Genomic DNA, 25,634 nt, shown 5'->3' with positions numbered 1-25,634 from the left:
ACAGGGTATATGCAAAAATATAAGATATTTCAGAATCTGACAAATAGAACAAACAGCCATTTAAATTTTATGGATAAAAAGATTTCACAAATAATCATGAAGAGATTACTTTACAGAAAATTAAAACAGACTCCAAGATAAATTCTCGATAACCTCAAAAGAAACGATCTTTTCCGAACTTTCTTTTTTCACAATATATCCGTATCTTTGCTTGTCTGAATAATGCATAACAACAACCGATAAATCGTTAAAGCTGTGGCAAAAGAAATGGTCGAGACTCCGCTGATGAAGCAATACATCGAGATGAAAGGAAAACATCCCGACGCTATATTGTTATTTCGGGTAGGAGACTTTTATGAAACTTTTTCGGAAGATGCCATAACTGCATCTGAAATTTTAGGAATCACATTAACCCGAAGAGCAAACGGCTCTGCTCAATACGTAGAATTAGCCGGATTTCCGCATCATGCACTCGATACTTATCTGCCCAAGCTCGTCCGTGCCGGTAAACGAGTGGCCATCTGTGAGCAACTCGAAGACCCCAAACTGACAAAAAAACTGGTAAAAAGGGGTATTACGGAATTAGTAACTCCGGGAGTATCCATAAATGACAACATCCTTAACCATAAAGAGAACAATTTTCTGGCAGGCATTCATTTCGGAAAAAATATTTGCGGAATTGCATTCCTTGACATCTCTACCGGAGAATTTCTGACTGCAGAAGGAAATTATGACTACATAGACAAATTGCTCAACAATTTCGGCCCTAAAGAAGTTCTGTTCGAGCGCAGTAAACGAAAACAATTCGAAGAACACTTCGGAACTAGATTTTTCACGTTCGAATTAGACGATTGGATCTTTACCGAAGACGCGGCAACCGACCGATTATTAAAACATTTCGAAACCAAAAATCTGAAAGGATTTGGTGTTCATACTTTAAAGAACGGGATCATTGCCGCCGGTTCATTGCTCTATTATCTCGATATTACACAACATAAACAAATTTCTCATATAACGGCTCTTTCTCGTATTGAAGAAGAACGCTATGTCCGCCTCGACAAATTTACAGTCCGTAGCCTGGAATTGCTCAATACGATGAATGAAGGCGGTAAAAGCCTATTGGATGTCATAGACCGGACAACAAGTCCGATGGGCGCACGTATGCTCAAACGCTGGATTGTATTTCCACTAAAAGATATACGTCCCATAAACGAAAGGTTGGATGTTGTAGAGTACTTTTTTAAAGAACCGGAGATAAAAGAAGAAATAGACCAGCAACTTTCTCTGATCGGAGATATGGAACGACTCATATCCAAAGTGGCCGTAGGCCGTATCTCTCCTCGGGAAGTGGTACAGCTCAAGGTAGCGTTATCGGCAATAGAGCCGATACGGGATATTTGCATCCGATCAGGAGAACCTATTCTACAAAGTATCGGAGAACAATTAAACCCCTGCTCGCTGATAAGAGACCGCATCGAGAAAGAGATAAATCCCGATGCTCCGACGTTAGTCAACAGAGGAGGGATTATCTGCAAAGGTGTAAATACTGAACTCGATGAATTGAGAGAAATGTCTTACTCCGGAAAAGATTATCTGCTTCATATCCAACAGAGAGAAATAGAACGAACAGGCATTCCGAGTTTGAAAATCAGCTTCAATAACGTATTCGGCTACTACATAGAGGTTCGCAATACGCACAAAGACAAAGTTCCGGAAGAATGGATACGGAAACAAACCTTAGTAAATGCCGAACGTTATATTACTCAAGAACTAAAAGAGTATGAAGAAAAAATCTTAGGTGCAGAAGAAAAGATCATAACTCTCGAAACCCGGCTATTTAACGAACTTATACTGGCATTGAATGAATACATACCTGCCATTCAACATGATGCCACGCAAATAGCCCGACTCGACTGCTTGCTGTCGTTTGCAAAAATAGCAAAAGAAAACCGTTATATCCGTCCCGAAGTAAACGATTCTTTAGAGATAGACATCAAAGAAGGCAGACATCCCGTTATCGAAAAACAACTGCCGCCGGGAGAATCATACATAACGAATAATGTATTGCTCAACAATGATACACAACAAATTATAATGATTACCGGGCCGAACATGGCAGGTAAATCGGCACTATTACGACAAACCGCCCTGATTGTGATCTTGGCACAAATCGGATGCTTCGTTCCTGCCGAAGCTGCACATATCGGTGTCGTAGATAAAATATTCACACGGGTGGGAGCTTCAGATAATATCTCTTTAGGAGAATCTACATTCATGGTAGAAATGAACGAAGCCGCTGATATTCTAAACAATATATCTAACCGCAGTCTGGTACTTTTCGATGAATTGGGACGAGGGACAAGTACCTATGACGGAATATCGATCGCATGGGCAATCGTAGAGCATATTCACGAACATCCGAGAGCTCATGCCAAAACACTCTTTGCAACTCACTACCATGAGCTTAACGACATGGAGAAGACCTACAAACGAATCGCTAACTATAATGTTTCGGTCAAAGAAATAGATAACAAAGTTATTTTTCTCCGAAAGCTGGTAAAAGGCGGCAGTGAACACAGCTTCGGTATCCATGTGGCCAAAATGGCGGGAATGCCGCAAAGTATCGTCAAAAGGGCAGGGGATATACTGAAACAACTCGAAAGTAATAATCGGCAAGGAACTGTGTCTAAAAAGACGCCGGAAATAACTCCTGCTGCGGCAGGAGGCATGCAACTCAGTTTTTTCCAGCTCGACGATCCCGTTCTGAGTCAGATAAGAGACGAAATCATAAATATCGACATCAACAATCTGACACCGATGGAGGCCTTGAACAAACTCAACGATATCCGGAAAATTATCACCGGAAAATAAATACCTCATTAAAATGAACATAACCGATTTTGAAATAATGGCTCCGGTAGGCTCTTATGAATCGCTGACCGCAGCGATTCAAGGAGGAGCTAACTCTGTTTATTTCGGCATAGAAGGACTAAACATGAGAGCCCGCTCATCTAATAATTTCACAATACACGATCTGCACGAAATCGCCCGTATTTGCAGAGAAAACAAGATGAAAAGTTATCTCACCGTCAACACGGTCATTTACGATGAAGATCTCACATTAATGCGAAGTATTATCGATGCAGCCAAGGAAGCCGAAATATCGGCGATCATTGCAAGCGATGTAGCCGCAATGACATATGCCCGAAGCATTGGTGTAGAAGTGCATCTTTCGACACAGCTCAATATTTCTAATGCTGAAGCTCTGAAATTCTATGCCCAATTCGCAGATGTAGTCGTACTTGCTCGAGAGTTGAACATGAATCAAGTATCTCACATATATCAACGTATTTGCGACGAGCAAATCAAAGGTCCGGGAGGAAAACTTATCCGCATCGAAATGTTCGCACACGGAGCTCTTTGTATGGCCGTATCGGGAAAATGTTACTTGAGCCTGCACGAAATGAATGCCTCTGCCAATCGGGGAGCATGTATGCAAATATGCCGGAGGGGATATACGGTAAAAGATAAAGACAGCGAGGTAGAACTGGATATTGACAATCAATATATCATGTCCCCGAAAGACCTGAAAACGATCCATTTTTTAAACAAAATGATCGATTCCGGTGTTAGAGTTTTTAAGATAGAAGGACGTGCCCGAGGAGCAGAATATGTCCGCACCGTAACCGAATGTTACAGGGAAGCGGTAGAAGCCTGCTTATCCGGAAGTTTCACCGATGAAAAAATCGAAAACTGGAACAACCGCTTGTCCACTGTTTTCAACAGAGGTTTCTGGAATGGCTACTATTTAGGACAACGGCTCGGAGAATGGAGCAAAAACTATGGTTCTGAAGCAACCAAAGTCAAAGTATATTTGGGGAAAGGAATCAAATATTTTTCTAAACTGGGAGTAGCCGAATTTCAAATGGAGACCTCATCTCTGAATGTAGGAGAAGAAATTCTGGTTACAGGGCCTACAACCGGAGCGATAACGGCAAAAGTCGAAGAGATAAGGGTAAATCTTAAACCAGTAAACAAAACAGTAAAAGGAGAACGGTTTTCTATACAATTAAACGAAAAGATAAGACCTTCCGACAAACTTTTTAAATGGGTGGACTCGGCAGAATTAAAAAACCGGAAATCCTGATGAATGAAAAACTTATATCATTCCGAGGATTTCCCAAATGATATAAGCGTATGAAAACAATAATAGCCGGAGCATCCGGATTCATAGGACAACACCTTTGCTCCATGTTAAAAAGCATCGGTGACGAAATCATAACCCTTTCTCGAGAAGATTTCATTACAGGTAAATTCGATCTTCTCGTTCATAAACTCAATGGAGCAGACCGCATATTCAATCTGGCGGGAGCTCCGCTAAACCGCCGTTGGACTCGTGAATATAAAAAAGAGATTTTCAACAGCCGCATACAAACAACAGCTAAGCTTGTTGCGGCAATTAACGAACAGCCAACTCCTCCATCCCTATTCGTATCCACGTCTGCAATAGGCTATTATCCGTCAGATGGCGCTTATATCGAAAACGCAGAAGTTTACACACCTACGTTCTTAGCTTACATTTGCCGTAAATGGGAAAAAGAAGCAGAACAAGTAACCCCGCAAACTCGTCTGGTCATTACCCGTTTAGCTCCGGTATTATCAACCGACGGTGGTATATTCCCGCCTTTAGCGTCTTTGTTTCGTTATGGGTTAGGAGGGAAAATAGGATCAGGGAAACAAGCTTTTCCTTGGATAATGTTAACCGATCTGTTACGCATCTACAGGTTCATCATCGAACATACCGAATTGAAAGGTGTTTTAAATTGTTCGGCACCGGATATTACAGACAATGCACTATGGGCAAAATCCCTCGGGCAAGAGCTTCGTCGTCCGGTATTATGGACAATTCCGCCATATCTGCTCAGAGCGATCTTAGGAGAAAGATCTGTACTACTCACTGAGGGACAACATGCCATTCCTTACAAATTAGAAAAAAACGGTTTCACTTTCGAATATACCAATATATGTGATGCATTAGACCGCCTTTGTGAAAAAAAGTCCGATATAACCTCCCATGTCTTGGAATATTAAAAAACTGTTTAAATTTTATCCGAGTCGACATATAAGCTCTAAAACTCGACTGTCAGTCCCAGCGTAGGTAATATAGTACCACTCTGTTGCCGGATATATTTCATTTTATAATGTTGATTTCCGTCAGGGTATATTTGCGGATCGACAACTCCCGTACTTACCAACACGGGCTGACTGTCATATTTAAAATTTCCGATATTTTGCAGATCGATATAAATACCGAGCATTACTCCTTTAAAATAAAACGATTTATCAAGGCGAAAATCAATTTGAGAAAACGTTTTCAAACGCCCGGTATTATACAAACCGTAATCATAATAAGGACGAGCAGTAGCATCCCATGCCGACACAATAGAAGAGAGATTTTCATCATACGGTGTAAAAGGAGCTCCGCCCATAACCCTAAGTTTTAACCCGATATCCCAATTCTTCGGTAATTTATAAGTGCCCGATAGAGTAAGCAAATGCCTGTTATCCCAAGCTGAAGGCAGGTATTTCCCTGTAGACGGTTGAATAAACTGACTGCGGAAATAAGTATATGAAGTTAACAAATTAAATTTTCCACTGCCAAACCAACGAAACATAAACTCGACTCCATAAGCCCTTCCGCATGCAGTAGAAACAGCTGCCTCATTCCCGGAAACGCCATAATCTACACCTTTACAAGCCAAAGGAATGCCATCTTGCAAAGAAAGCGGAGCATGACTATATTTTTTATAAAAACCCTCGATTGTAGCTTCAGCGTTTTTCCCAAAATGATATTCCACTCCGAGTGAAGTTTGATCAGAACGTTGATACAATAATCCGTTTGCTTTATTCACTAATATACCAAATTCCTTATAACCCATTGTCGTATACGCAGGAAGCTGATAATAGCGCCCGACTGTTCCGTTCAGATAAAAATTCGGAAAAAAATTATACGAAAGGGAAAGTCGGGGAGAGAACTGCTTGAGCGGATTATTCATTTTAGAAGAATATGTATTCGCATCAAACCTGACACCGAGAGAAGCCGTAAAACGTTCATCCGGAGACTCATATCCGGCAGTTGCAAAAACGCCCCATTTAAAAAGATTCAAATCTGTCTCATAGAGAATCTCTTTCGCCTGCTCCGAAAAAATTTTCTGAAAAGTCCGATTTGTATAAGTCACATAATCTAAATTCACACCGGCATTTACATTAAAATTTCCAAATAATGAACGATTCTCAAAACGGAAATGATTCTCTATTTCATCCGAATTATAACGTAAGGTCAGATTTTCGTGAGAAGACTCGTCATTATTCAGATATTTTCGGTTATTGTTATTCATAAAACTCCGACTCAATACCAACGTTTGAGTATGCCGGCCGGCATAATGTTTATACACAGCTCCAAGTGTGTACGTCTGCTGCTTAATTACCGGAAGATAATTCAATAAATATTGTTTAGACTCATCTTTAGGATCTGTATCGGTATTTAATTTCATATTATCGATAGCCCCCAATCCTATCCATGTCAGCTCATGAGCTTGAGAAAAACGAGTCTTAATTTTAAACTGAGCATCCGTATAACGGGGAAGAAACGGCATATCGAGCACTTTGAAAAGAAGTTGCAGATAAGACTGTCGCACAGATACCAGATAAGTTGTTTTTTTATTCTTGGTAATATAGCCATTAGATGTCAAAGATACTTCAGATGCTCCTACTGTAGCTTTTACGGTACGTTTTTCCGTATTTCCGTCGAGCAATTTAAAATCCAATACCGAACTGAGCGCATTTCCCCGATTGGCAGGAAACGCTCCGGTATAAAAATTAACCTCTCTAATAAAATCGGCATCTATAATGCCGACAGGTCCTCCCGAAGCTCCTTGTGTACTAAAATGATTTATATTCGGAATTTCCACCCCATCTAAATAGAACCGGTTTTCCGATGGACCACCCCCTCGTACCAACAAATCATTTCGATATCCGTTTCCGACAGCAGAAGCTACTCCCGGAAACGAGTTGACGACTTTAGAAATATCCCGATTAGCTCCCGGACTTTTCTCTATCTCCTGTAATCCGATCACTCGGGAGGAAATAGGACTTTCCAACGATCTTCTGAACGGAGATGCGACCACCTCGATTTCTTTCAAATCGACCTGATTCTCTTCCAACTCCGCATCGATGCGATAATCATGAGATGAAACCCTAAACTCCGGTGTCACGTAGGTTCTATAACCGACAATAGAAAACTGTAACCGATACATTCCCGGAACAAGATTCTCAATCACATAATTTCCAAGACTGTCCGTCATTACTCCTTGCGTAGAATTCCATACAGATACCGATGCAAAAGACAACGGCTCTCGGCTCTCCCGATCCACCACTCTCCCTTTTACCGCATAAGTTTGCTGTGCTTGTCCGTCAAAAAAGAATAAACACATCAAAAGAAGAGAAATAAAGAACTTTTTCATAACATCCGGTTTTTATACCTTTGTGTAAAATAACGAAATGCGGACAAATTTAGTTCTATTTTTCATAAAGCTCCAAAATATATGAAACAACCTCAAATCGAAATAACGGCAGACGGATCGGCAACACTATATATTCCCGAAATAGATGAACATTATCATTCCGTCAAAGGCGCATTAACCGAATCGTTGCATATATTCATACAAACAGGATTCTACTATTCAAAAGCCGATCCTTTGACAATTTTCGAAGCAGGGTTCGGAACAGGGCTAAACGCTTTTCTCACATTACTCGAGTGTGAAAAGTTTCAAAGAAAAACCGTTTATCACACAATAGAACTCTATCCTCTGACAGCAGAACAGGCAAACAGCCTCAAATATCAAGACACGATCGCTCCGGAACATGCAACGCTTTTCGAAACAATACATCTGGCAGAATGGAATAAACCGATCGAAATAACACCGAACTTCACTCTACACAAAATAAAGGAAGATCTGGAACAAATAATTTTACCCGACCAATCTTTCGATTTGATATATTACGATGCTTTCGCTCCAGAAAAACAGCCGAATTTATGGAGCGAAGAGATATTCGAAAAAATAAGCCGATCGATGAAATCCCAAGGAATACTCACAACTTATTGTGCAAAAGGCGAGGTAAGAAGACGGTTACAAAGAGCAGGACTCATCGTGGAAAGGCTGCAAGGTCCACCGGCGGGGAAACGGGAAATATTGAGGGCCATAAAACCATAAAATACAAATGATTGAAAAAATAAAGTTAATAAATAAGAAGTTAAGACAGCAACCATAAAGTTTTTTTATTTTTGTTTGATAAAGCAAACACAATCTATACAAAACGTAAATCGACATGAAACGGAGTTTATTATATACTTTATTGTTCTGTTTAAGTTTATCCCTGTATTCCGTTCAGGGACAAGTGTCTTACCGAAGTGAAACGCCTTATATCATTTTTGCGAAAGGGAAGAAAATGTTTCAGGTACACAATTATAACGGATGCATCGATTTATTGACCCATTTCAAGACACTCAGTAAAGACACGAAACTGAATCAGGAAGCCGACTATATGATTGCCGTATCGTCCTATGCCAACCGGAGTCCGCAAGCCTTAAAGCTCTTGGAAAAATTCATAGAACAATACGGTTGGTCCTCCGATATCCCCAAAGCCCGGATGCTGATCGGGAATCTTTACCTATTCGACCGGAAATACGAAAAGGCCAATCGCCAATACGCTTTAGTAGATATGGAGCGATTATCTCCCGAAGATCAGGAGGAGTACCTTTTCAGAGCCGGATTATCACAACTAAAAAGCGGAAATACAGAAAAAGCAAAACCTTATTTTTCCGCACTTAGTTCGGTAGGGAAAAAATACCGGGAAGCATCGATATACTACAACGCCTATATCGATTACACCGGCAAACAGTACAACGGAGCAAAAGCCGGCTTTTCTCAAGTAAAAAGCAACCCGGAGTTCGGAGCTAATGCAAAATACTATTTAGCCCAAATAGCTCTTAATGATCAACAATACGGTCAAGTTATACAAGAAGGGCTACAATTATTATCCGAATATCCCGATCATGAATTCAACTCCGAGATAAACCGCATTGTCGGAGAAAGCTATTACTATGAAGGAGATAACGATAACGCTATCCAATATCTGAACCGTTATGTAACGAACACAAAAGATCCGCTACGCGAAAGTTTATATTTATTAGGCATTGCATATTTCAAATCAGGGAATTACCCGTCTGCCATCGAATATCTGAAACAGACAACGACAGGTAATGACGCTTTAATGCAAAACGCATATCTCTATTTAGGACAAAGTTATCTCAAAACCGGAGATAAAACGAATGCGCGACTTGCCTTCGACATAGCTTCACGATATGATTTCGACCGTCAGGTACAAGAAACGGCATTATACAACTATGCCTTGAATATTCACGAGAGCACAGTATCTCCTTTTGGAGAATCGGTAACTGTTTTCGAGAAATTTCTGAATCTATTTCCCTCTTCAAGATATGCAGACGCAATTAATGATTATCTGGTCGATGTTTATATGACATCCCGCAATTATGGCGCGGCATTGAACTCTATCAACAAAATCAAAAGGCCCACCGATAAAATTATGAAAGCAAAACAGCGCATTCTTTTCCGGCTTGGTACAGAAAGTTTCACGAACAATAATCTTTCTGAAGCCCGAAAATATTTTTCGAGTGCGATTCAATTGGGCAATTATGATGCAAATGCCCGCTCACAAGCATATCTGTGGAAAGGAGAATGCGACTACCGCGAAGGGAAATTCGCCGATGCGGCAGCCAATTATCGCCAATACCTTTCTTCAAACAAAAACATCGATCCTTTAGCTCGTTATAATCTCGGGTATGCATATTTCAAACAGCACGATTTCGTCTCTGCCCGAAACAGTTTCCAACAATATGTCAATTCCTCGAAAGAGAGTTCGGCAACAAACATGATAGCCGATGCATGGAACAGAATCGGAGATTGTTTCTACTCTGCAAGGCAATTTGCACAAGCAGAAGAGAGTTATGCCAAAGCAAGAGAAATTGCTCCGACGACCGGAGACTATGCGCTTTACCAGAAAGGAATAATGGCGGGACTCCAAAGAAAATATAATGAGAAAATATCTATACTTCAGAATCTTTTACAAGACTATCCGCACTCGGAATACATTGATGACGCTTTATTAGAACAAGGGCTTACCTACACGGCGATACAACAAAACGACCGGGCAGTATCGGTCTTTGAGAAACTGATACGGGAATTTCCCCAAACAGTACCCGCCCGCAAAGCCGGCATACAATTAGGTATCGCATATTTCAATAGCAACCAACCGGAAAAATCGATTGCCGCTTATAAACAAGTCATAGGGAATTATCCCGGAAGCGATGAGGCTAAAGTAGCTATCGATGACTTGAAGGCGGTTTATCTCGACCAAAATGATATTGCAGCTTACGCTTCTTATTTAGAATCTCTCGGAGGGGCAGTGAAATATGAAGTTTCCGAACTCGACTCATTAGCTTTCTTAGCGGCAGAAAGGGCGTTTTTAAAAGCTCCTACAAATTCTTCGGCAGACGGACTGATAAAATATATTCAGACTTATCCTGAAGGAGCATTTCTGATTCCGGCACACTATTATTTAGGAAGTTTCTATTATGATCAGAAAAAATACGACGAAGCCGAAGCCGAACTTCAAAAAGTGCTGCAACAACCGGATTCTCCGTTAGCAGAAGAAACATTGGTCAAACTGTCCGACATACAGGTTATCCGCAAAGAATATCCGACCGCCCTGAATACATATAAAGTACTCGAAATAAAAGCGACAGGAAAAGAGAACCGCCTCACGGCAAGACTCGGTATATTGCGAATGGCAAAAGAACTGAAACAGAACGAAGAAATAATAGCCATAGCCAATAAACTTTTAGAAGACCCGAATCTCTCTCCGGAATGGATGTCCGAGGCCCGATATGAAAAGGCTAACGCTCTTGTTTCGACAGGAAACATCGATAAAGCGGCCGAAGAATGGAAAATTCTCTCCCGGGATACCCGTACCTCCCAAGGAGCTGAAGCAGCCTATCGGTTAGCCCAATACTATTTCGACCGACAAAAAAGTGCCGATGCCGAAAAAGAGATAAACCTTTTCATCGAAGCAGGAACTTCTCATCAATATTGGCTTGCCCGGGCATTTATTTTATTGGCGGACATAAATATTGCCAAAAAAGAAAATTTCCAAGCAAAACAATACCTTTTGAGCCTTCAAAACAATTACAATGCTCAAGATGATATTCAAAACATGATAGAAAACCGATTGAAACAAATAGGTAAATAACTTCGTAAAACAGAAAGCCTATGAAAAAGATGTATGTATTTGTAGCACTACTGTCGACTTGCAGTATTGCTTCGGCTCAAGAAAATAAAGAAGAATCCCTGAAAAGGGAAGTAACGATAGAGAAAGAATTTACCCCAATCGTAAACGACGCCTCCAAAATAAACACGTTACCCGAAATAGATAATCCCGTAGTCACCAAACCGTCTATCCGTTATTCGGATTGGGCTGTACCGATGACTACAGGGCCTATACTGCAAATACTCCCTTCCGGAAATTTCGGAATGCAACCGGCCGTCAATCCGAAACAAAGCTATATAAATTTGGCAATGGGGAACTATTTAAATGCCGCAGCCAATGCCGGATTCAGAATATTCGACAGTGAAACCGACCAGTTAGGAGTATGGTATCAACACAGTTCGACAAACGGAAAGCTAAAATATCTGGAAAACGATAAAAAAGTGACTCAACGAAGAAATGACAACATTTTGAATTTAAGTTATAAACATACTTTCGAAAAATTGTCATGGAAAATAGGGGGGGCATACCGCAGCAATGCTTTCAATTATTACGGAATGCCTCTTATCCCCGAAATAATGGATATTATTCCCGAAAGTATGAAAACATTCAAAATGACAAACCAACAACGCGTGCAACAATATTCTCTGCATACGGGGATAGAATCCAAAGACAACGAAAAACTGAATTATGACTTATCGGTAGGATACAACGGATATAAAAGCAGGCTCGGGTTTCTTTACGAGGACAAAAACGGACTGACAGAAAACCATATAGAGACTCGTTTTAACCTCAGTGCACCGTTCGGCAAATATTACGCTATCGGGTTAGGAGTAGGAATGGATAACCTGATTTACAGTCAAGATCAATATAACTATACCGTTATTCGTCTAAATCCGAATTTCAATATTACCAAAAACAATCTGAAATTCAGAGCAGGGCTTAATGTAGATATTTCATTCAATGACGGTACGACTTTCCGCTTCGCTCCGGATTTGAATCTGGAGTGGGAGTTCGAAAAATCATTCTTCTTGTTTACATCTCTTGAAGGAGGCAAAGAGCTCAACACGATGAACAAAATGTCCGTACGGAGCATATATGCCGACCCGTCCCGTCCGGCAACAAATTCTTACACTCCGGCAGATTGGACATTCGGACTCAGAACAAATTATCTGGCGAATTTTAATGTAAACTTATACACCGGAATAAAAACAACGACAGATGCATTATTCGATTACCGGACTTTGATCGCCTACGACGGAGTACTTTCACGAGATGTCATTTCATTTTTCGCAATGGATGCCTATGCTTGGAAAGTCGGATTCGATATAAACTACAAATACAAAGATCGGGTAAAGGCACAGATCAACTGGGCTCATAATGAATGGCATTACCGACATGGAAAAGGAAAGATACGCACAGCTCTTCCGGTAAACGAGTGGAATCTGGGTCTTGATGTAAATGCAACAAAACATCTGGCCTTTGACCTGGATATTTATTTAGCAAACGGGCGTGAATACCGGAATACCATAGAGACAGATATGAAACCGGATGCAGATTTTTTCTCTTTCGGAAAAATGAAAAATATTTTCAATGTCAATTTAGGAGCAACCTATCGCTTCAACGACAGTGTTCACTTATTGGTACAAGCCAATAACATATTCGCACAACATTACAACCTGTACTACGGAATGCCGGCACAACGTTTCAATATCATGGCAGGAGTAGGGGTATGCTTCTAATATAGATATAAAAGGCTGTAAAAACAGAGACAGAATAAACAAATTTGCAAATATTACCTCTCTTTAAAGGCAAATCACAAAGGCGGTAAATAGAATATTTCACAAAGAAAAAACTCTATTTACGGCCTTGTTTTTGATAATCATAAAAATTTTTAACAGCAAAAGTTCTGAAATTCAATCAGTTTTTTTTCTAATTTTGCCGCACACTTGAAATTTGTCCGATTTCATCTGAAATAACACCGAATAAATTTTCAGCCTATTCTCATTATTTCAGAAACAAAAACGGCACTATAAGTCTGAGAAAAAGAAAACAAGTGCCTCAAAAAACAGTTATAAATAAGAAACAAACTCTCAAGAGTAGAAAATAAAAACTGCTATATGCAAAAAAATTTAGTAATAGTCGAATCTCCAGCAAAAGCGAAAACCATTGAAAAATTCTTAGGAAAAGATTTCAAGGTGCTCTCAAGTTACGGACATATCCGCGATTTGAAGAAAAAAGATTTCAGTATTGATATAGAACACAATTATACTCCTATATACGAAATACCTGCCGACAAGAAAAAGTTGGTAGAAACATTAAAAGAAGAGGCCGCAAAAGCTGAAACCGTTTGGTTGGCATCCGATGAAGACCGGGAAGGAGAAGCTATAGCATGGCACTTATATGAAGTATTGAAATTGAAACCGGAAAATACGAAACGAATCGTATTTCACGAAATTACGAAAAGTGCGATACTGAACGCTATCGAACATCCAAGAAGCATAGATCTGGATCGCGTAGATGCACAACAAGCACGAAGAGTTCTTGACCGAATCGTCGGGTTTGAGCTCTCTCCTGTATTATGGAAAAAAGTAAAGCCTGCACTGTCGGCCGGCCGAGTACAATCGGTTGCTGTCCGTCTTATCGTAGAACGGGAAAGAGAAATACAGAATTTCGTTCCTGAAGCCGCATACCGGGTTATTGCGACCTTTTTAATTCCGGGAGAAAAGAATGTTCCTGTCGAACTAAATGCAGAACTGAACAAGCGTTTCAAAACAAAAGAAGAGGCTCTGGCCTTTCTCGAACAATGCAAAAATGCAAATTTTTCAATCGAAGATATTGCCGTAAAGCCGGTACATAAATCACCTGCCGCACCGTTTACGACATCTACTTTACAACAAGAAGCAGCCCGTAAACTCGGTTTCTCGGTATCTCAAACGATGTTGGTTGCACAACGTCTTTACGAATCAGGGTTCATTACCTATATGCGTACCGATTCGATGAATTTGTCCAGTTTGGCAATCAATACGGCAAAAGATGAGATTATCTCTACGTTAGGTGAAAAGTACCTGAAAATAAGAAACTATCATACCAAGTCGAAAGGAGCGCAAGAAGCCCACGAAGCTATTCGTCCGACTTACATCAATAATCATGAGATCGATGCCCCTTCCCAAGAACGACGTCTATATGAATTGATATGGAAACGTACCATAGCCTCTCAAATGAGTGATGCCGAATTGGAAAAAACGACAGCAACCATAAAAATCTCGAACAGAGCCGAAAAATTTGTAGCTATCGGTGAAGTTTTAAAATTCGACGGATTCTTGCGCGTTTACCTCGAATCTCAGGATGAAGAATCGGATACAGAAAACAACAGCAAGATGCTGCCGCCTATCCACATAAACGAAAACCTTACAATATCCGAGATCGAGGCGACAGAACGTTTTACCCAACGCCCGGCACGTTATACCGAAGCGAGTCTGGTGCGGAAGTTAGAAGAATTAGGAATAGGACGGCCTTCAACATACGCCCCGACAATATCGACGATACAACAACGTGAGTACATTGAAAAAGGCGACCGGGAAGGAAAAGAAAGATCATATAATATTCTGACCCTGAAAAATAATCAGATTACAGACAAAACCAAGACTGAAATCACCGGAACAGAAAAGGCTAAACTACTCCCTACCGATATCGGGATAGTCGTAACTGATTTTCTCACCGAATTTTTCCCGGATATTTTGAACTATAATTTTACGGCAAACGTCGAAGAAAAATTCGACCATATAGCCGAAGGTAAATTGGAATGGACGAATGCAATCGATAATTTCTACAAATTATTTCACCCGGTTGTAGAAGAAGCAAAATCACTCCGAATGGAGCATAAGGTAGGAGAACGGATATTGGGAACTGATCCTAAAAGCGGTCGTCCGGTATCGGTCAAAATAGGAAGATTCGGACCATTGGTACAAATCGGAACGCCGGAAGACGAAGAAAAACCGTTATTCGCCTCCTTATTAAAAGGGCAATCGATGAGTTCCATTACACTGGACGAAGCACTCAGGCTTTTCGATCTGCCCCGAACATTAGGAAACTTCGAAGATAAACCCGTAACTGTCGGTATCGGAAAATTCGGACCTTATATCCGGCACGATAACAAATATGTTTCTTTACCAAAAACTTACGAGCCTCTTTCCGTGACATTAGAAGAAGCTATCGACATTATCCATCAAAAACGGGAACAAGAAAGCCAAAGACTAATCAAAAGTTTCACGGAAGAGCCCGATCTGGAAATACTGAACGGCCGCTACGGAGCATACATAGCATATAAAAAGAAAAATTATAAAATTCCCAAAGGAAGCGAACCGGCATCTCTCTCATTGGAAGCCTGTTTGCAAATTATAAAAGAGAGTGAAGAAAAACCAGCAACAAAAAAACGTACAACAAGCAAAAAATCAGCAAAATAAAAGCATAAAGAACTAACTCGTAAAAACGGTGCTATCTTTGGTAGTACCGTTTTTATATATACAAACCGACAACTCACAACATGTGCCATTTTCAAATGTGTCTGTTTTTTGTCATAAAAACACAATTTTCTGTAAGTTTTTGTCATAAAAAACGTTTTAAGCACATCATTTTTGATTGAAAATGCATAAAAATAGAGACAACTGCTTGCAAATAAAAAAACAATATATACCTTTGCTTTTTGAAAAGGATTGAAAATGCTAGGTTTACAAAAATACAGGATAATAAACTCGACAGAAACTCAATTAAATAATAAACCGTCGCATCAAACTGTAAAACAAGAAATTAACTTAAACATTTAACTCATATGAAGAAAAGCAAGTTTATCTTGTGGGGAATAATGTTCTCTTTTATCGGTGTCTGCTATGCCGGAGAATTGCCTGTAAACAATACGATTCAACAAGAAGAATTACAACTAAACATATTCAAGAAAAAGAATAAAAAATCCCGTAAATCTAAAAAGGATGAAACCGTAGCGGCCAAAGACTCTACAAAATCAAAAAATGATTATGAAAAAATCGTCGGGCCGGAAACTATTACCCAAGAAGGGATGTTCCGCATTCATAAAAAGAAAAACGATTACTATTTCGAGATTCCGGCAAAGCTACTTAACCGGGATATGCTGATTGTCAATAAGCTGACAAAAGTTCCGGCTGTCATCAACGGATCGGGAATAAATAAAGGAATCAATTACCAAACCGAGTTAGTACGTTTTGAATGGAATAAGGACGAAAATAAAATCGTTGTTCGGGAAATGCAGCCCAAACCTCAATATCCGGAAGGCGATGCCATCGGTAAATCGGTCGATGAAAATTACATCTCACCGTTAATGACAAGTTTCAAAATAGAAGCATACAATAAAGACACAACTGCGTTTGTAATCAAAATTAATGATATTTACAATGGAGAATCTCCTATCAACAGATTTTTTCCGAATTTGAATGTCAATTCTTCAATAGATAAGAATCTTTCAAGAATTGTCAAAACCAAGGCATTCGAAAATAATGTAGTTGTCATATCCGAATTGACGACCCATGAAAAAGAGTTCAACAAAGTAAATAATCTGACTGCAGAAGTCAGCTCCTCGATTGTGTTGTTACCGGAAAAACCGATGATAGGACGTTATACGACTCCCCGAGTAGGATACTTCTATGTTCCTCAACTCTTTTTCAGCGATAAACAACAAAAACTGGATTCTCGAAAATTAATTACCCGTTGGCGGCTCGAACCGAAACCCGAAGACAAGGAAGCCTATCTTAGAGGAGAACTGGTCGAACCGCAAAAGCCGATAGTCTTTTATATCGACAAAACGACTCCCGTACAATGGAGAAAATATATAAAACAAGGAGTAGAAGACTGGCAAGTAGCTTTTGAAAAAGCAGGATTTAAAAATGCTATAATTGCCAAACAACTTCCGGATAGTGTTGCTGCCGACGAAGATGACATTAATTATTCTGTTATCAATTATGTCGCTTCGGCAGAGTCGAATGCCATGGGTCCTTCGATATACGATCCCCGTTCAGGAGAAATCATCGAAGCCGATGTTATCTGGTGGCACAATGTCATTTCTATACTTAAAAATTGGATTACCATTCAAACCGGAGCTGTTAATCCGGCTGCACAACAATGTCTATTACCGGATAGTCTCATGGGAGATGCCATGCGTTTTGTAGCCTGTCACGAAATCGGACATTCTTTGGGTTTACGCCACAATATGATCGCTTCGGCAGCTTATCCGACAGATTCATTACGCTCCAAAACATTTACAAACAAAATGAAATCTACGGCATCGTCTATCATGGATTATGCACGCTATAATTACGTAGCGCAACCCGGAGACGGAATTACTGAATTCGCTCCGCATATCGGCCCGTATGATATATTCGCTATAGAATTCGGATACCGTTGGAGAGATATTGAGTCTCCCGATCAAGAGAAAGATGCCGTTTACGAATTTTTGAGCAAACATACCGGACCGTTATATCGATTTGCCGACGCCCAATCAATGCGTGATGCAACCGATCCGCGAGCCATGATAGAAGATCTCGGAGATGATAACGTAAAAGCAGCCCGTTACGGGATGGCAAATATTAAAAGAATCATGCCGCATATCATCGAATGGACAACCACCGGAGAAAAAGGGCAAACTTATACCGATGCCGGAAGATTATACAATGCGATAATCGGACAATGGAATCTCTATACTTATCACGTACTTTCTAACGTAGGTGGCATGTATCTTGAAAATACGGCTATCGGAGACGGACAAGAAACTTACGCTTTTGTCGAAAAAGATCGCCAGAAAGAAGCATTACAGTTCTTATTAGATGAGGTATTGACCAGTCCCGATTGGCTATTGAATGCGGATATAAACAAATATACATTTCCGATACAAAATTCGATGATGGGAGCTATCGAAAACTCTCCTTCATACACATTAAAAAACATGCACGGATATATTTTCTGGGACTTGCTCACCAATAACCGGATTATCCGCATGATAGAAAACGAGAAACAGAACGGGAAAAAAGCTTTCACCGCTATCGAAATGCTGGACATGATGCACAAGCATATATTCGGTATTACAGAAAGAGGAGGAATTCCCGATGCAAATATGAGAGCGCTACAAAAAGGCTTTATCGATGCGCTTTTAGTCGCCGCCCAAGAAGAAGCAACGACCAAAAGCGCTCCAAAACTGGTCGGAACTGGATTACAAGATCTTGTATTACCTTGCTGCGGACAACATTTTGAAGGAGACGAAGAACGGTCTGCCCGTAATGTAAACTTTTACAGCGGACAATCGAATCGTACTTCTGACGCCGTATCTGTAAAACGAGGAGAATTGCTCAGAGTAAGAGAACTGTTACAAAAACGAGTAAATACAACATCCGATTTGGCCGCCCGTTATCATTATACAGACGTTTTATTACGTATCAATACCGGTTTAGGATTAAACAAATAATATCCGTACCGGACTTTTTATAAATTGCTTATCCTTAATTTCATTCAAACAAACGTTCGTTTTTTCAGCAAGAAAAACAAGGTTGTCAGATAAAGTCAAAGGATCAGCAAAAAACTGAAATAAAAGGATTTATAGAAATTATATCCTCGAAGAGTAAATATTATAAACCGTCCGAAAAAACGAACGTTTTTTTGGACATACAGATTTTGTCAGATGAAAAAATTCTTATTGATTTCCACACTGATGGTTTATACAATGTCGGTATTCTCGGCTACCCGTGAAATCAAAGGACTTGTTACCTCAGATGAAGACAACATGCCGCTTATCGGAGCATCTGTATTCGTGTCGACCGATGACCTGAAAAAGATAAATTATCCTAAAGAATCGATCGGTGTAATGACGGCTATCGACGGAAGCTTTATTATCAATGTCCCCGATAATATTACCCGCATTTTCTGCAGTTATCTGGGACACAATCAAAAAGAGATCAAACTCGGAAAAGAAACATTTTACAACATCAAATTAGAATCATCCTCTCATGAGCTTGATAATATCGTCGTTACCGGATATCAGAATATCGAGCGACGGAAACTTACCTCAGCCATTTCTAAAGTAAAAATGACTGATCAACTGATCGGAAGTTCTCATTCGATTGACCAAATCCTAGCAGGGCAGGTAGCTGGGCTTTCTGCAGTAACATCAACCGGTGCTCCGGGTGCTCCGGTAAAAATAAGGATCCGCGGAACTTCTTCATTAAACGGAACACAAGATCCGTTATGGGTATTGGACGGTATTCCGTTAGAAGGCACAGATATACCTAAAATGGAAGACTTACAAGATATAGATAATATATATTCTACATCTATTGCCGGTATCAATCCGAACGATATAGAAGATGTTACCGTTTTAAAAGACGCTGCTGCTACGGCGATATACGGTGCACGAGCTGCCAACGGAGTTATTGTTATTACGACCAAAAGCGGGAAAAAAGGGAAAACTCGGGTTTCTTTCTCTACAAAACTGTCTTATGTTCCCAATGTAAACATCGATAGATTAAACTTACTGAACTCTGATGAAAAAGTTCAGTTAGAAATGGATTTATTACAATCTGACTATACTTATCGAGAAAAAAAAGGCGGTGTATCGGAAATATTGCAACAATACAATCAGCTCGATGCTTTCAAAGCAGGAGGGTTCAGTGCCATTTCTCCCGAAGCCCAAGCCGCAATAAACCAATTACGCGCGATAAATACAGACTGGAATGATATTCTTTTCCGGGATGCATTCAATCAGGAATACAATTTAAGTTTATCCGGTGGAGGCGATCGTGCTACTTATTACACCTCTTTGGGCTATTATACCGAAAAAGGAAACGTTATCGGTGTAGACGCCAGCCGATTCAATTTTACCGGCAAAACCACTTACAAGGTAAATAAATACTTGCAACTGGGAGCTAATATATACGCTAACCAGATGAAGAACCATTCATACTTAACCGATGCGGACAGCTTTACCAGCCCGACATTTTATTCTCGGAGAGCAAATCCGTATCAACAGGTATATGACGAAAATAATAATTACATATATGATGACAACATCACAGGCAAAGGTGACGATGAAATAGAAAATTTCAATATTTTCGAAGAAAGGAATAATACCTCAAACGAAAATACGATTCAATCGTTTTCTTCTATATTCGATGTAAATTTAAGGTTAAACGACCATTTCAAAATTACATCTCAAGTAGGTTTACAGGTAAATAACAGCTCGATCGAAAAAATAGCAGACCACGACAGCTATGCTATGCGTAAAGAAAAGAGAAAAACTCGTCTTGCCAGTTTGGGAGACAAATCATTTCTTCCAGACGGAGGTTTCCACAAACAATACGAAAATAAATCTTCTCAGGTCACTTGGAAAACAATGGCCGAATACCGTACTCAAATAAAGAACATACACGAAATAGAGGCTATGGCAGGAGCTGAGATAAGAAAAACTTGGTATCAGACTTTGTTCTCTGCAGGTTATGGGTTCGACCGGAAAACTTTGACTACACAACCGGTTATTTTCCCAAGTAACGAGCAAGCTTCATCTGTTCCCCTGCATTCAAAAACTTATGTTGAAAATGCTTATGCGTCATGGTTCGGAACATTCTCTTATACGTTGCTGCAACGCTATACATTAGGAGGAAGCATCCGGTTTGACGGTTCTGACCTTTTCGGTGTAGATAAAAAATACCGTTATCTCCCGCTTTATTCGGTCAGCGGATTATGGAGAATCTCCAGTGAAGAATTTATGCGCTCGGCCGATTGGATAGATAACCTTGCTGTCAGAGCTTCTTATGGTATTCAGGGAAATATCGATAAAAATACATCCCCATACGTTATGGGAACTTACAAAGTAGAACAGATATTACCGGGCAACAGCGAGAATACCATCCGGGTAGATTCTCCACCCAATGATAAACTGCGTTGGGAAAAAACCCAATCGGTAAATGCGGGTCTTGATTTCTCGGTACTCGATCAGGCTATCAGCTTGGGAATAGACTATTACTATCGTTATAGCAGCGACTTGATCGGGACAAAAATGACACCTTTGGAAACAGGCTTCTCTTCTACCACTGTCAATTGGGCGACGTTGAGAAACCAAGGAATAGAGTTGAGTTTGACGACAAGAAACATACATACCAAAAATTTCACATGGTACACAAATTTCAACATCGGATATAACAACAACAAGATTTTGAAAATGTCCGTACCTGCCAACCAAACGACACCGTCATTGGTAGGTTACCCGATCGGTGCTATCTTCGCTTATCCGTCTGCCGGTCTCGACAGCGAAGGGTACCCTCTATTCCTAAATAGTGCCGGAGAAAAAGTTACCGCAGAACAATATTTCAATATGAAGAATGATGGTCCTGACCTTACGGCTGAGGAACATCGGGCCCTATTCAAATATATCGGAACTACAGAACCGCTTTACTCAGGAGGTTTTACAAACACATTTACTATCAAACGTTTCGAAATAGCGGTCAACTGTATTTTCAATTTAGGTCAATACGTCCAGACACAACCTTCATACTCCATCACAAGTTATGATCGGGGAATGAATACGAATCGTGATATTTTAGACAGATGGACACCAAGCAACCCGAACGGACGCTTCCCCGCACTTATCAGTGATACGAAAAACGGACAGTCTTATCGCCACAACGAATATACGGCTTTCAATGACTTGAATTATTATAATTCGATGGACACTTGGGTAAAAAAAGGAAACTATATGAGAATACAAAGTATTCGTGTCGGATATAAACTGCCTGAGAATTGGCTGAAGTTATTCCACATGAGTTCCGGATCTATTTCTTTAGAAGGACGCAACCTGTTTGTAGTCGGATCGGACTATACCAATTATCTCGATCCGGAAACAATGGGTAACGTATATGCACAACCCATTCCGAAGTCAGTTACGTTCAGTCTTAATTTAAACTTTTAACGTACGAATCCGATGAAAAAGATAATTTATATACTGTCAATATTTTTGGCAACAGGATTCATTTCCTGCGACAATTTTTTGGATATTACTCCTGTCGGAAAAGTAATTCCTACGACTGCTACAGAATTCAGAGCTTTAATGACACAGGCATACGTAAGTACTCCTAAAAGCGGAAGAGCACGCACGGCATTCCGCAGCGATGAAGTAGGATCTTTTACCGATACGGAAAGCCGAAGTCTTTATTTCGAAGAATGGACATGGGATGATTACAGTCCCGACTATTCTTCTGATTTTGGTTGGCGGCAATATTACCAAGCCCTTTTCCTCATCAACTATACAATAGAAAACGAGAATAAAATGACTGGGGGAAGTAAAGAAGAAATAGCACAACTCGTAGGGGAAGCATACGCCATGCGGGCATATATACATTTTATGCTGGTCAACCTTTACGGAAAGCCCTATAACGAAGAAAATTTAAATACAAAAGCTGTTCCTCTTAAACTGAATTCGAACACTGAAGACGCTCCTTCACGGAATACGGTAGCGGAAATATACGCAGCCATAGAGTCGGATATCGTTGAAGCCGGGAAACGATTGAATGTAGAAAAATGGGATGTAGGTTTTAACTACAGATTCACCACTACAGCTTTAAAAGCATTCAGATCAAGATTATACCTGTATATGCAGAAATGGAGCGAATCTTTAAATGCATCTAAAGAAGTTCTGGAAATAAATAAAGAACTCGTAGATCTTTCGCAAACCACAATGCCAAACAATTATCAATCTGTAGAGTCGATTATGGCACTGGAATATTCCTCAGCAGATATAAACAGAGCTATCTATATCTCTACAGATCTATATAACCTCTACAACTCTAACGATTACAGAAGAAAAAATCGCTTCTACACTTCAGAAGGAGGCGGAAGATATACGGTAAGAAAGGGCGGAAGCAACGAATATGCCTGTACATTCCGAACCGGAGAAATATATCTGAATGCTGCCGAAGCGGCTTGTCAGGATGATAATCTGATTGATGCGAAAGATTATCTTTTACAACTAAAAGCAAAACGGTTCAATGCTACCGGCTATGCCGAAGAAGAAACAAAAGTAGAGGCAATGGATAAGGATGAATTGCTTCAAGAAATATATGACGAACGTTATCGTGAGCTGGCTTTCGAAGGACACCGCTGGTTTGATCTCCGTCGTACTACTCAACCGGCAATCACAAAAACAGAAAACGAGAAAGAATATAAACTCGAACAGGGTGACGAGCGTTATACTATCCGCATACCGAATGAGGCTATACAAAGTAACCCTAATCTGACCAACTAAAGTCAGATTAGGTATTTTTCTCATATACTATTTATTCACTTTAAATTATTGTGATTATGAAAAAAGGACTACTTATTCTTTTTTGTGCAGCGTTAGTAACGTCGGCACAAGCACAGTGGAGTAAAACCATAGATACTCCGACAAAGGCATCCTATGCCACAACATCCTCTGCCGTTACTGTTACACCATCTGGTGAAACTTTCGTGGCAGGAAGCTTAACTAAAGAAGATGTCAGTTTTGGCAATACAGCCTTGAACTTTGAAAACACAGGAGATTCGTTCCTGTTTAAATACAGTGCTACGGGTGAACCGGTATGGGCAAATGTAATTAACGGAGAATCGACTCAAATCAACGCTATCACTTATGATAACGATGGGAATATTTACGTAGCCGGTACATATACAGGAGAAACAACCATATTCAACGGCCAGGACAATAGCAAACAAACAGCAACTTGTAATACATACGAATCTCCATTAGGAGAAGGAACTTTATATACAAATTCCGGATTCATTGCAAAATACAGTAATGCTGGTGTTTTGTTGAAATTGGAAACTTTTAAAACCAATCTGGCAGACCTACCCGGCTCATCTTTTATGTTTCTAATAGTGGACGCAAGTTTTAACATACAAGATCTACAATTTATAAATGGTAAATTATATGCATCTGTTCTTTATGCCGGAAAAACAGAAAAAGACGGATTCACTTTTAATGCAAAAGCCTTTGATGACGGTACAGGCATGGCTGCCGACTTATATAGCGGTTGTGTAATTTCATTGACTACCGACCTCGCAATCGATGCAAAATTAGCAGATTTAAGTCCTATTGTGGAAGGAGCAAATGCCCTTTACTCGGTTACGGATGCCAAAATGTATGCTAATACAGATCACATATACGCTATATTTGGCGCGATGGGTAATCAGACCCTGACCGTAGGTAATAGTTCCGAGAATATAGAGTTACCTATCGAAGGAGAATTATACAGCAGAGGAATTATTCTTGCCGATATTAATATCGACGGTACACTGAATCAGAAAAACGTATATGAATCAGCCAAGGTATTAACAAATGATCTTCAAAATGTAATCGGTGGCATTTCGGAAAGAGATGGCAAAATTGTCGTAGCCGGGTTGTTTAATGAAAACCTTCCTTTCCAAAACGATTTAATATGTAAAGGAAAATTCGACTCGTATGTAGTAAAAATAAATCCATCCGACCTCTCTGTAGAAACAGCAAGACAAGGAAATATAGAGACTCCTGCTATTGATGCTTCACAAAATGAATATATGACCGTATATCCGACAGGAACTACATTCTCCACAAACAATATTTATTCGACTGTCGATTATGGATTCAGCTCCAGAGATCAAGCAAACAAAGTAGTTACCACCTATTCTTCTTATTCCATCGTTTATGACTATAAAAGCGGAGAAACAACATCTACAAAAGAAGCTGAAAATGTATATAAGAATGGTGTAGGAGCATGCGATAATAAAGTATCTACTGTAACTATAAATATAACAAATAGTGAATTTGACGAAGGAACATTTACCGTAAATCAAATTATAGACGGAGAAAGCTCTGCTATCGACAACAATGTAGCCGATAAAACTACTGTTAAAGCTTATCCTAATCCGGTAAAAGACATTCTTAACTTCTCTGAAGTTTGTGATGTGACCATCGTAAACGGACAAGGTAGTGTAGTAAAAGCAGTTTCTGCAACTACTCAAATTTCGGTAGATGACCTTGCTGCCGGTTATTATATCGCAAAAATCAAAACTGCTGATGGAACAACTGTAATTCCATTCATCAAAAAATAAAGAATAGAAGCCTTTTAATAAAAAAAACGGGAAATAATTTTCCCGTTTTTTTTATTAAATAATTGTCTATATATCAGATGCGTAAAAAGACAAAAAACAGA

The 25,634-nt window shown here is 39.8% G+C and carries 12 protein-coding genes; 11 read left to right on the top strand and 1 reads right to left on the bottom strand.

The features are described from left to right. Positions 1-267: 267 nt before the first annotated feature. Genes mutS through QUE35_RS09240 form a run of 3 tightly spaced genes read left to right on the top strand, consistent with a single transcriptional unit; the run spans position 268 to position 5,091 of the window. Positions 268-2,871, top strand: a complete 2,604-nt coding sequence (gene mutS, locus QUE35_RS09250) for a DNA mismatch repair protein MutS (protein WP_022600102.1) — start codon at positions 268-270, stop codon at positions 2,869-2,871. Between the two features lie 13 nt (positions 2,872-2,884). Beyond that, positions 2,885-4,147 (top strand): peptidase U32 family protein, encoded by a 1,263-nt coding sequence (locus QUE35_RS09245; RefSeq protein WP_022600100.1) that lies wholly within the window; start codon positions 2,885-2,887, stop codon positions 4,145-4,147. A 50-nt stretch (positions 4,148-4,197) separates the two neighbouring features. After that, positions 4,198-5,091, top strand: a complete 894-nt coding sequence (locus tag QUE35_RS09240; RefSeq protein ID WP_022600098.1) for a TIGR01777 family oxidoreductase — start codon at positions 4,198-4,200, stop codon at positions 5,089-5,091. A 38-nt stretch (positions 5,092-5,129) separates the two neighbouring features. Here QUE35_RS09240 and QUE35_RS09235 read toward each other — a convergent pair whose 3' ends face one another. Further along, on the bottom strand, positions 5,130-7,523 hold the full coding sequence (locus QUE35_RS09235) for a TonB-dependent receptor (RefSeq protein WP_022600096.1): 2,394 nt from the start codon (positions 7,521-7,523) through the stop codon (positions 5,130-5,132). 81 nt (positions 7,524-7,604) lie between these two features. Here QUE35_RS09235 and mnmC2 point away from each other — a divergent pair, with 81 nt between their 5' ends. The 8 genes from mnmC2 (at position 7,605) to QUE35_RS09195 (ending at position 25,533) form a co-directional block, all read left to right on the top strand. After that, positions 7,605-8,273: a tRNA (5-methylaminomethyl-2-thiouridine)(34)-methyltransferase MnmC2 gene (gene mnmC2, locus QUE35_RS09230; protein ID WP_022600094.1), complete on the top strand. Its 669-nt coding sequence runs from the start codon at positions 7,605-7,607 to the stop codon at positions 8,271-8,273. Between the two features lie 115 nt (positions 8,274-8,388). Next, positions 8,389-11,388 (top strand): tetratricopeptide repeat protein, encoded by a 3,000-nt coding sequence (locus tag QUE35_RS09225; protein ID WP_022600092.1) that lies wholly within the window; start codon positions 8,389-8,391, stop codon positions 11,386-11,388. A 20-nt stretch (positions 11,389-11,408) separates the two neighbouring features. Further along, complete coding sequence (locus tag QUE35_RS09220; RefSeq protein ID WP_022600090.1) at positions 11,409-13,145, top strand: TonB-dependent receptor; 1,737 nt, start codon at positions 11,409-11,411, stop codon at positions 13,143-13,145. Positions 13,146-13,523: 378 nt separating this feature from the next. Further along, positions 13,524-15,869 (top strand): type I DNA topoisomerase, encoded by a 2,346-nt coding sequence (topA, locus tag QUE35_RS09215; protein WP_022600088.1) that lies wholly within the window; start codon positions 13,524-13,526, stop codon positions 15,867-15,869. Between the two features lie 365 nt (positions 15,870-16,234). Further along, positions 16,235-18,889 (top strand): zinc-dependent metalloprotease, encoded by a 2,655-nt coding sequence (locus tag QUE35_RS09210; RefSeq protein WP_022600086.1) that lies wholly within the window; start codon positions 16,235-16,237, stop codon positions 18,887-18,889. 213 nt (positions 18,890-19,102) lie between these two features. Continuing rightward, positions 19,103-22,381, top strand: coding sequence for a SusC/RagA family TonB-linked outer membrane protein (locus QUE35_RS09205; RefSeq protein WP_031258182.1), 3,279 nt, complete (start codon positions 19,103-19,105; stop codon positions 22,379-22,381). Between the two features lie 12 nt (positions 22,382-22,393). Continuing rightward, positions 22,394-23,713 (top strand): RagB/SusD family nutrient uptake outer membrane protein, encoded by a 1,320-nt coding sequence (locus QUE35_RS09200; RefSeq protein WP_022600082.1) that lies wholly within the window; start codon positions 22,394-22,396, stop codon positions 23,711-23,713. 56 nt (positions 23,714-23,769) lie between these two features. Continuing rightward, positions 23,770-25,533, top strand: coding sequence for a T9SS type A sorting domain-containing protein (locus tag QUE35_RS09195; RefSeq protein WP_022600081.1), 1,764 nt, complete (start codon positions 23,770-23,772; stop codon positions 25,531-25,533). The last annotated feature ends 101 nt before the right edge of the window (positions 25,534-25,634 follow it).

The organism is Coprobacter fastidiosus (genome assembly GCF_030296935.1).
Taxonomy (GTDB): Bacteria; Bacteroidota; Bacteroidia; order Bacteroidales; family Coprobacteraceae; genus Coprobacter; species Coprobacter fastidiosus.
This window is presented reverse-complemented; position numbering and strand designations above follow the sequence as displayed.

Bases quoted from the DNA above. Each gene is read 5' to 3' on its own strand.
- mutS (WP_022600102.1), top strand. From the start codon at position 268: ATGGTCGAGACTCCGCTGATGAAGCAATACATCGAGATGAAAGGAAAA.
- QUE35_RS09245 (WP_022600100.1), top strand. From the start codon at position 2,885: ATGAACATAACCGATTTTGAAATAATGGCTCCGGTAGGCTCTTATGAA.
- QUE35_RS09240 (WP_022600098.1), top strand. From the start codon at position 4,198: ATGAAAACAATAATAGCCGGAGCATCCGGATTCATAGGACAACACCTT.
- QUE35_RS09235 (WP_022600096.1), bottom strand. From the start codon at position 7,523: ATGAAAAAGTTCTTTATTTCTCTTCTTTTGATGTGTTTATTCTTTTTT.
- mnmC2 (WP_022600094.1), top strand. From the start codon at position 7,605: ATGAAACAACCTCAAATCGAAATAACGGCAGACGGATCGGCAACACTA.
- QUE35_RS09225 (WP_022600092.1), top strand. From the start codon at position 8,389: ATGAAACGGAGTTTATTATATACTTTATTGTTCTGTTTAAGTTTATCC.
- QUE35_RS09220 (WP_022600090.1), top strand. From the start codon at position 11,409: ATGAAAAAGATGTATGTATTTGTAGCACTACTGTCGACTTGCAGTATT.
- topA (WP_022600088.1), top strand. From the start codon at position 13,524: ATGCAAAAAAATTTAGTAATAGTCGAATCTCCAGCAAAAGCGAAAACC.
- QUE35_RS09210 (WP_022600086.1), top strand. From the start codon at position 16,235: ATGAAGAAAAGCAAGTTTATCTTGTGGGGAATAATGTTCTCTTTTATC.
- QUE35_RS09205 (WP_031258182.1), top strand. From the start codon at position 19,103: ATGAAAAAATTCTTATTGATTTCCACACTGATGGTTTATACAATGTCG.
- QUE35_RS09200 (WP_022600082.1), top strand. From the start codon at position 22,394: ATGAAAAAGATAATTTATATACTGTCAATATTTTTGGCAACAGGATTC.
- QUE35_RS09195 (WP_022600081.1), top strand. From the start codon at position 23,770: ATGAAAAAAGGACTACTTATTCTTTTTTGTGCAGCGTTAGTAACGTCG.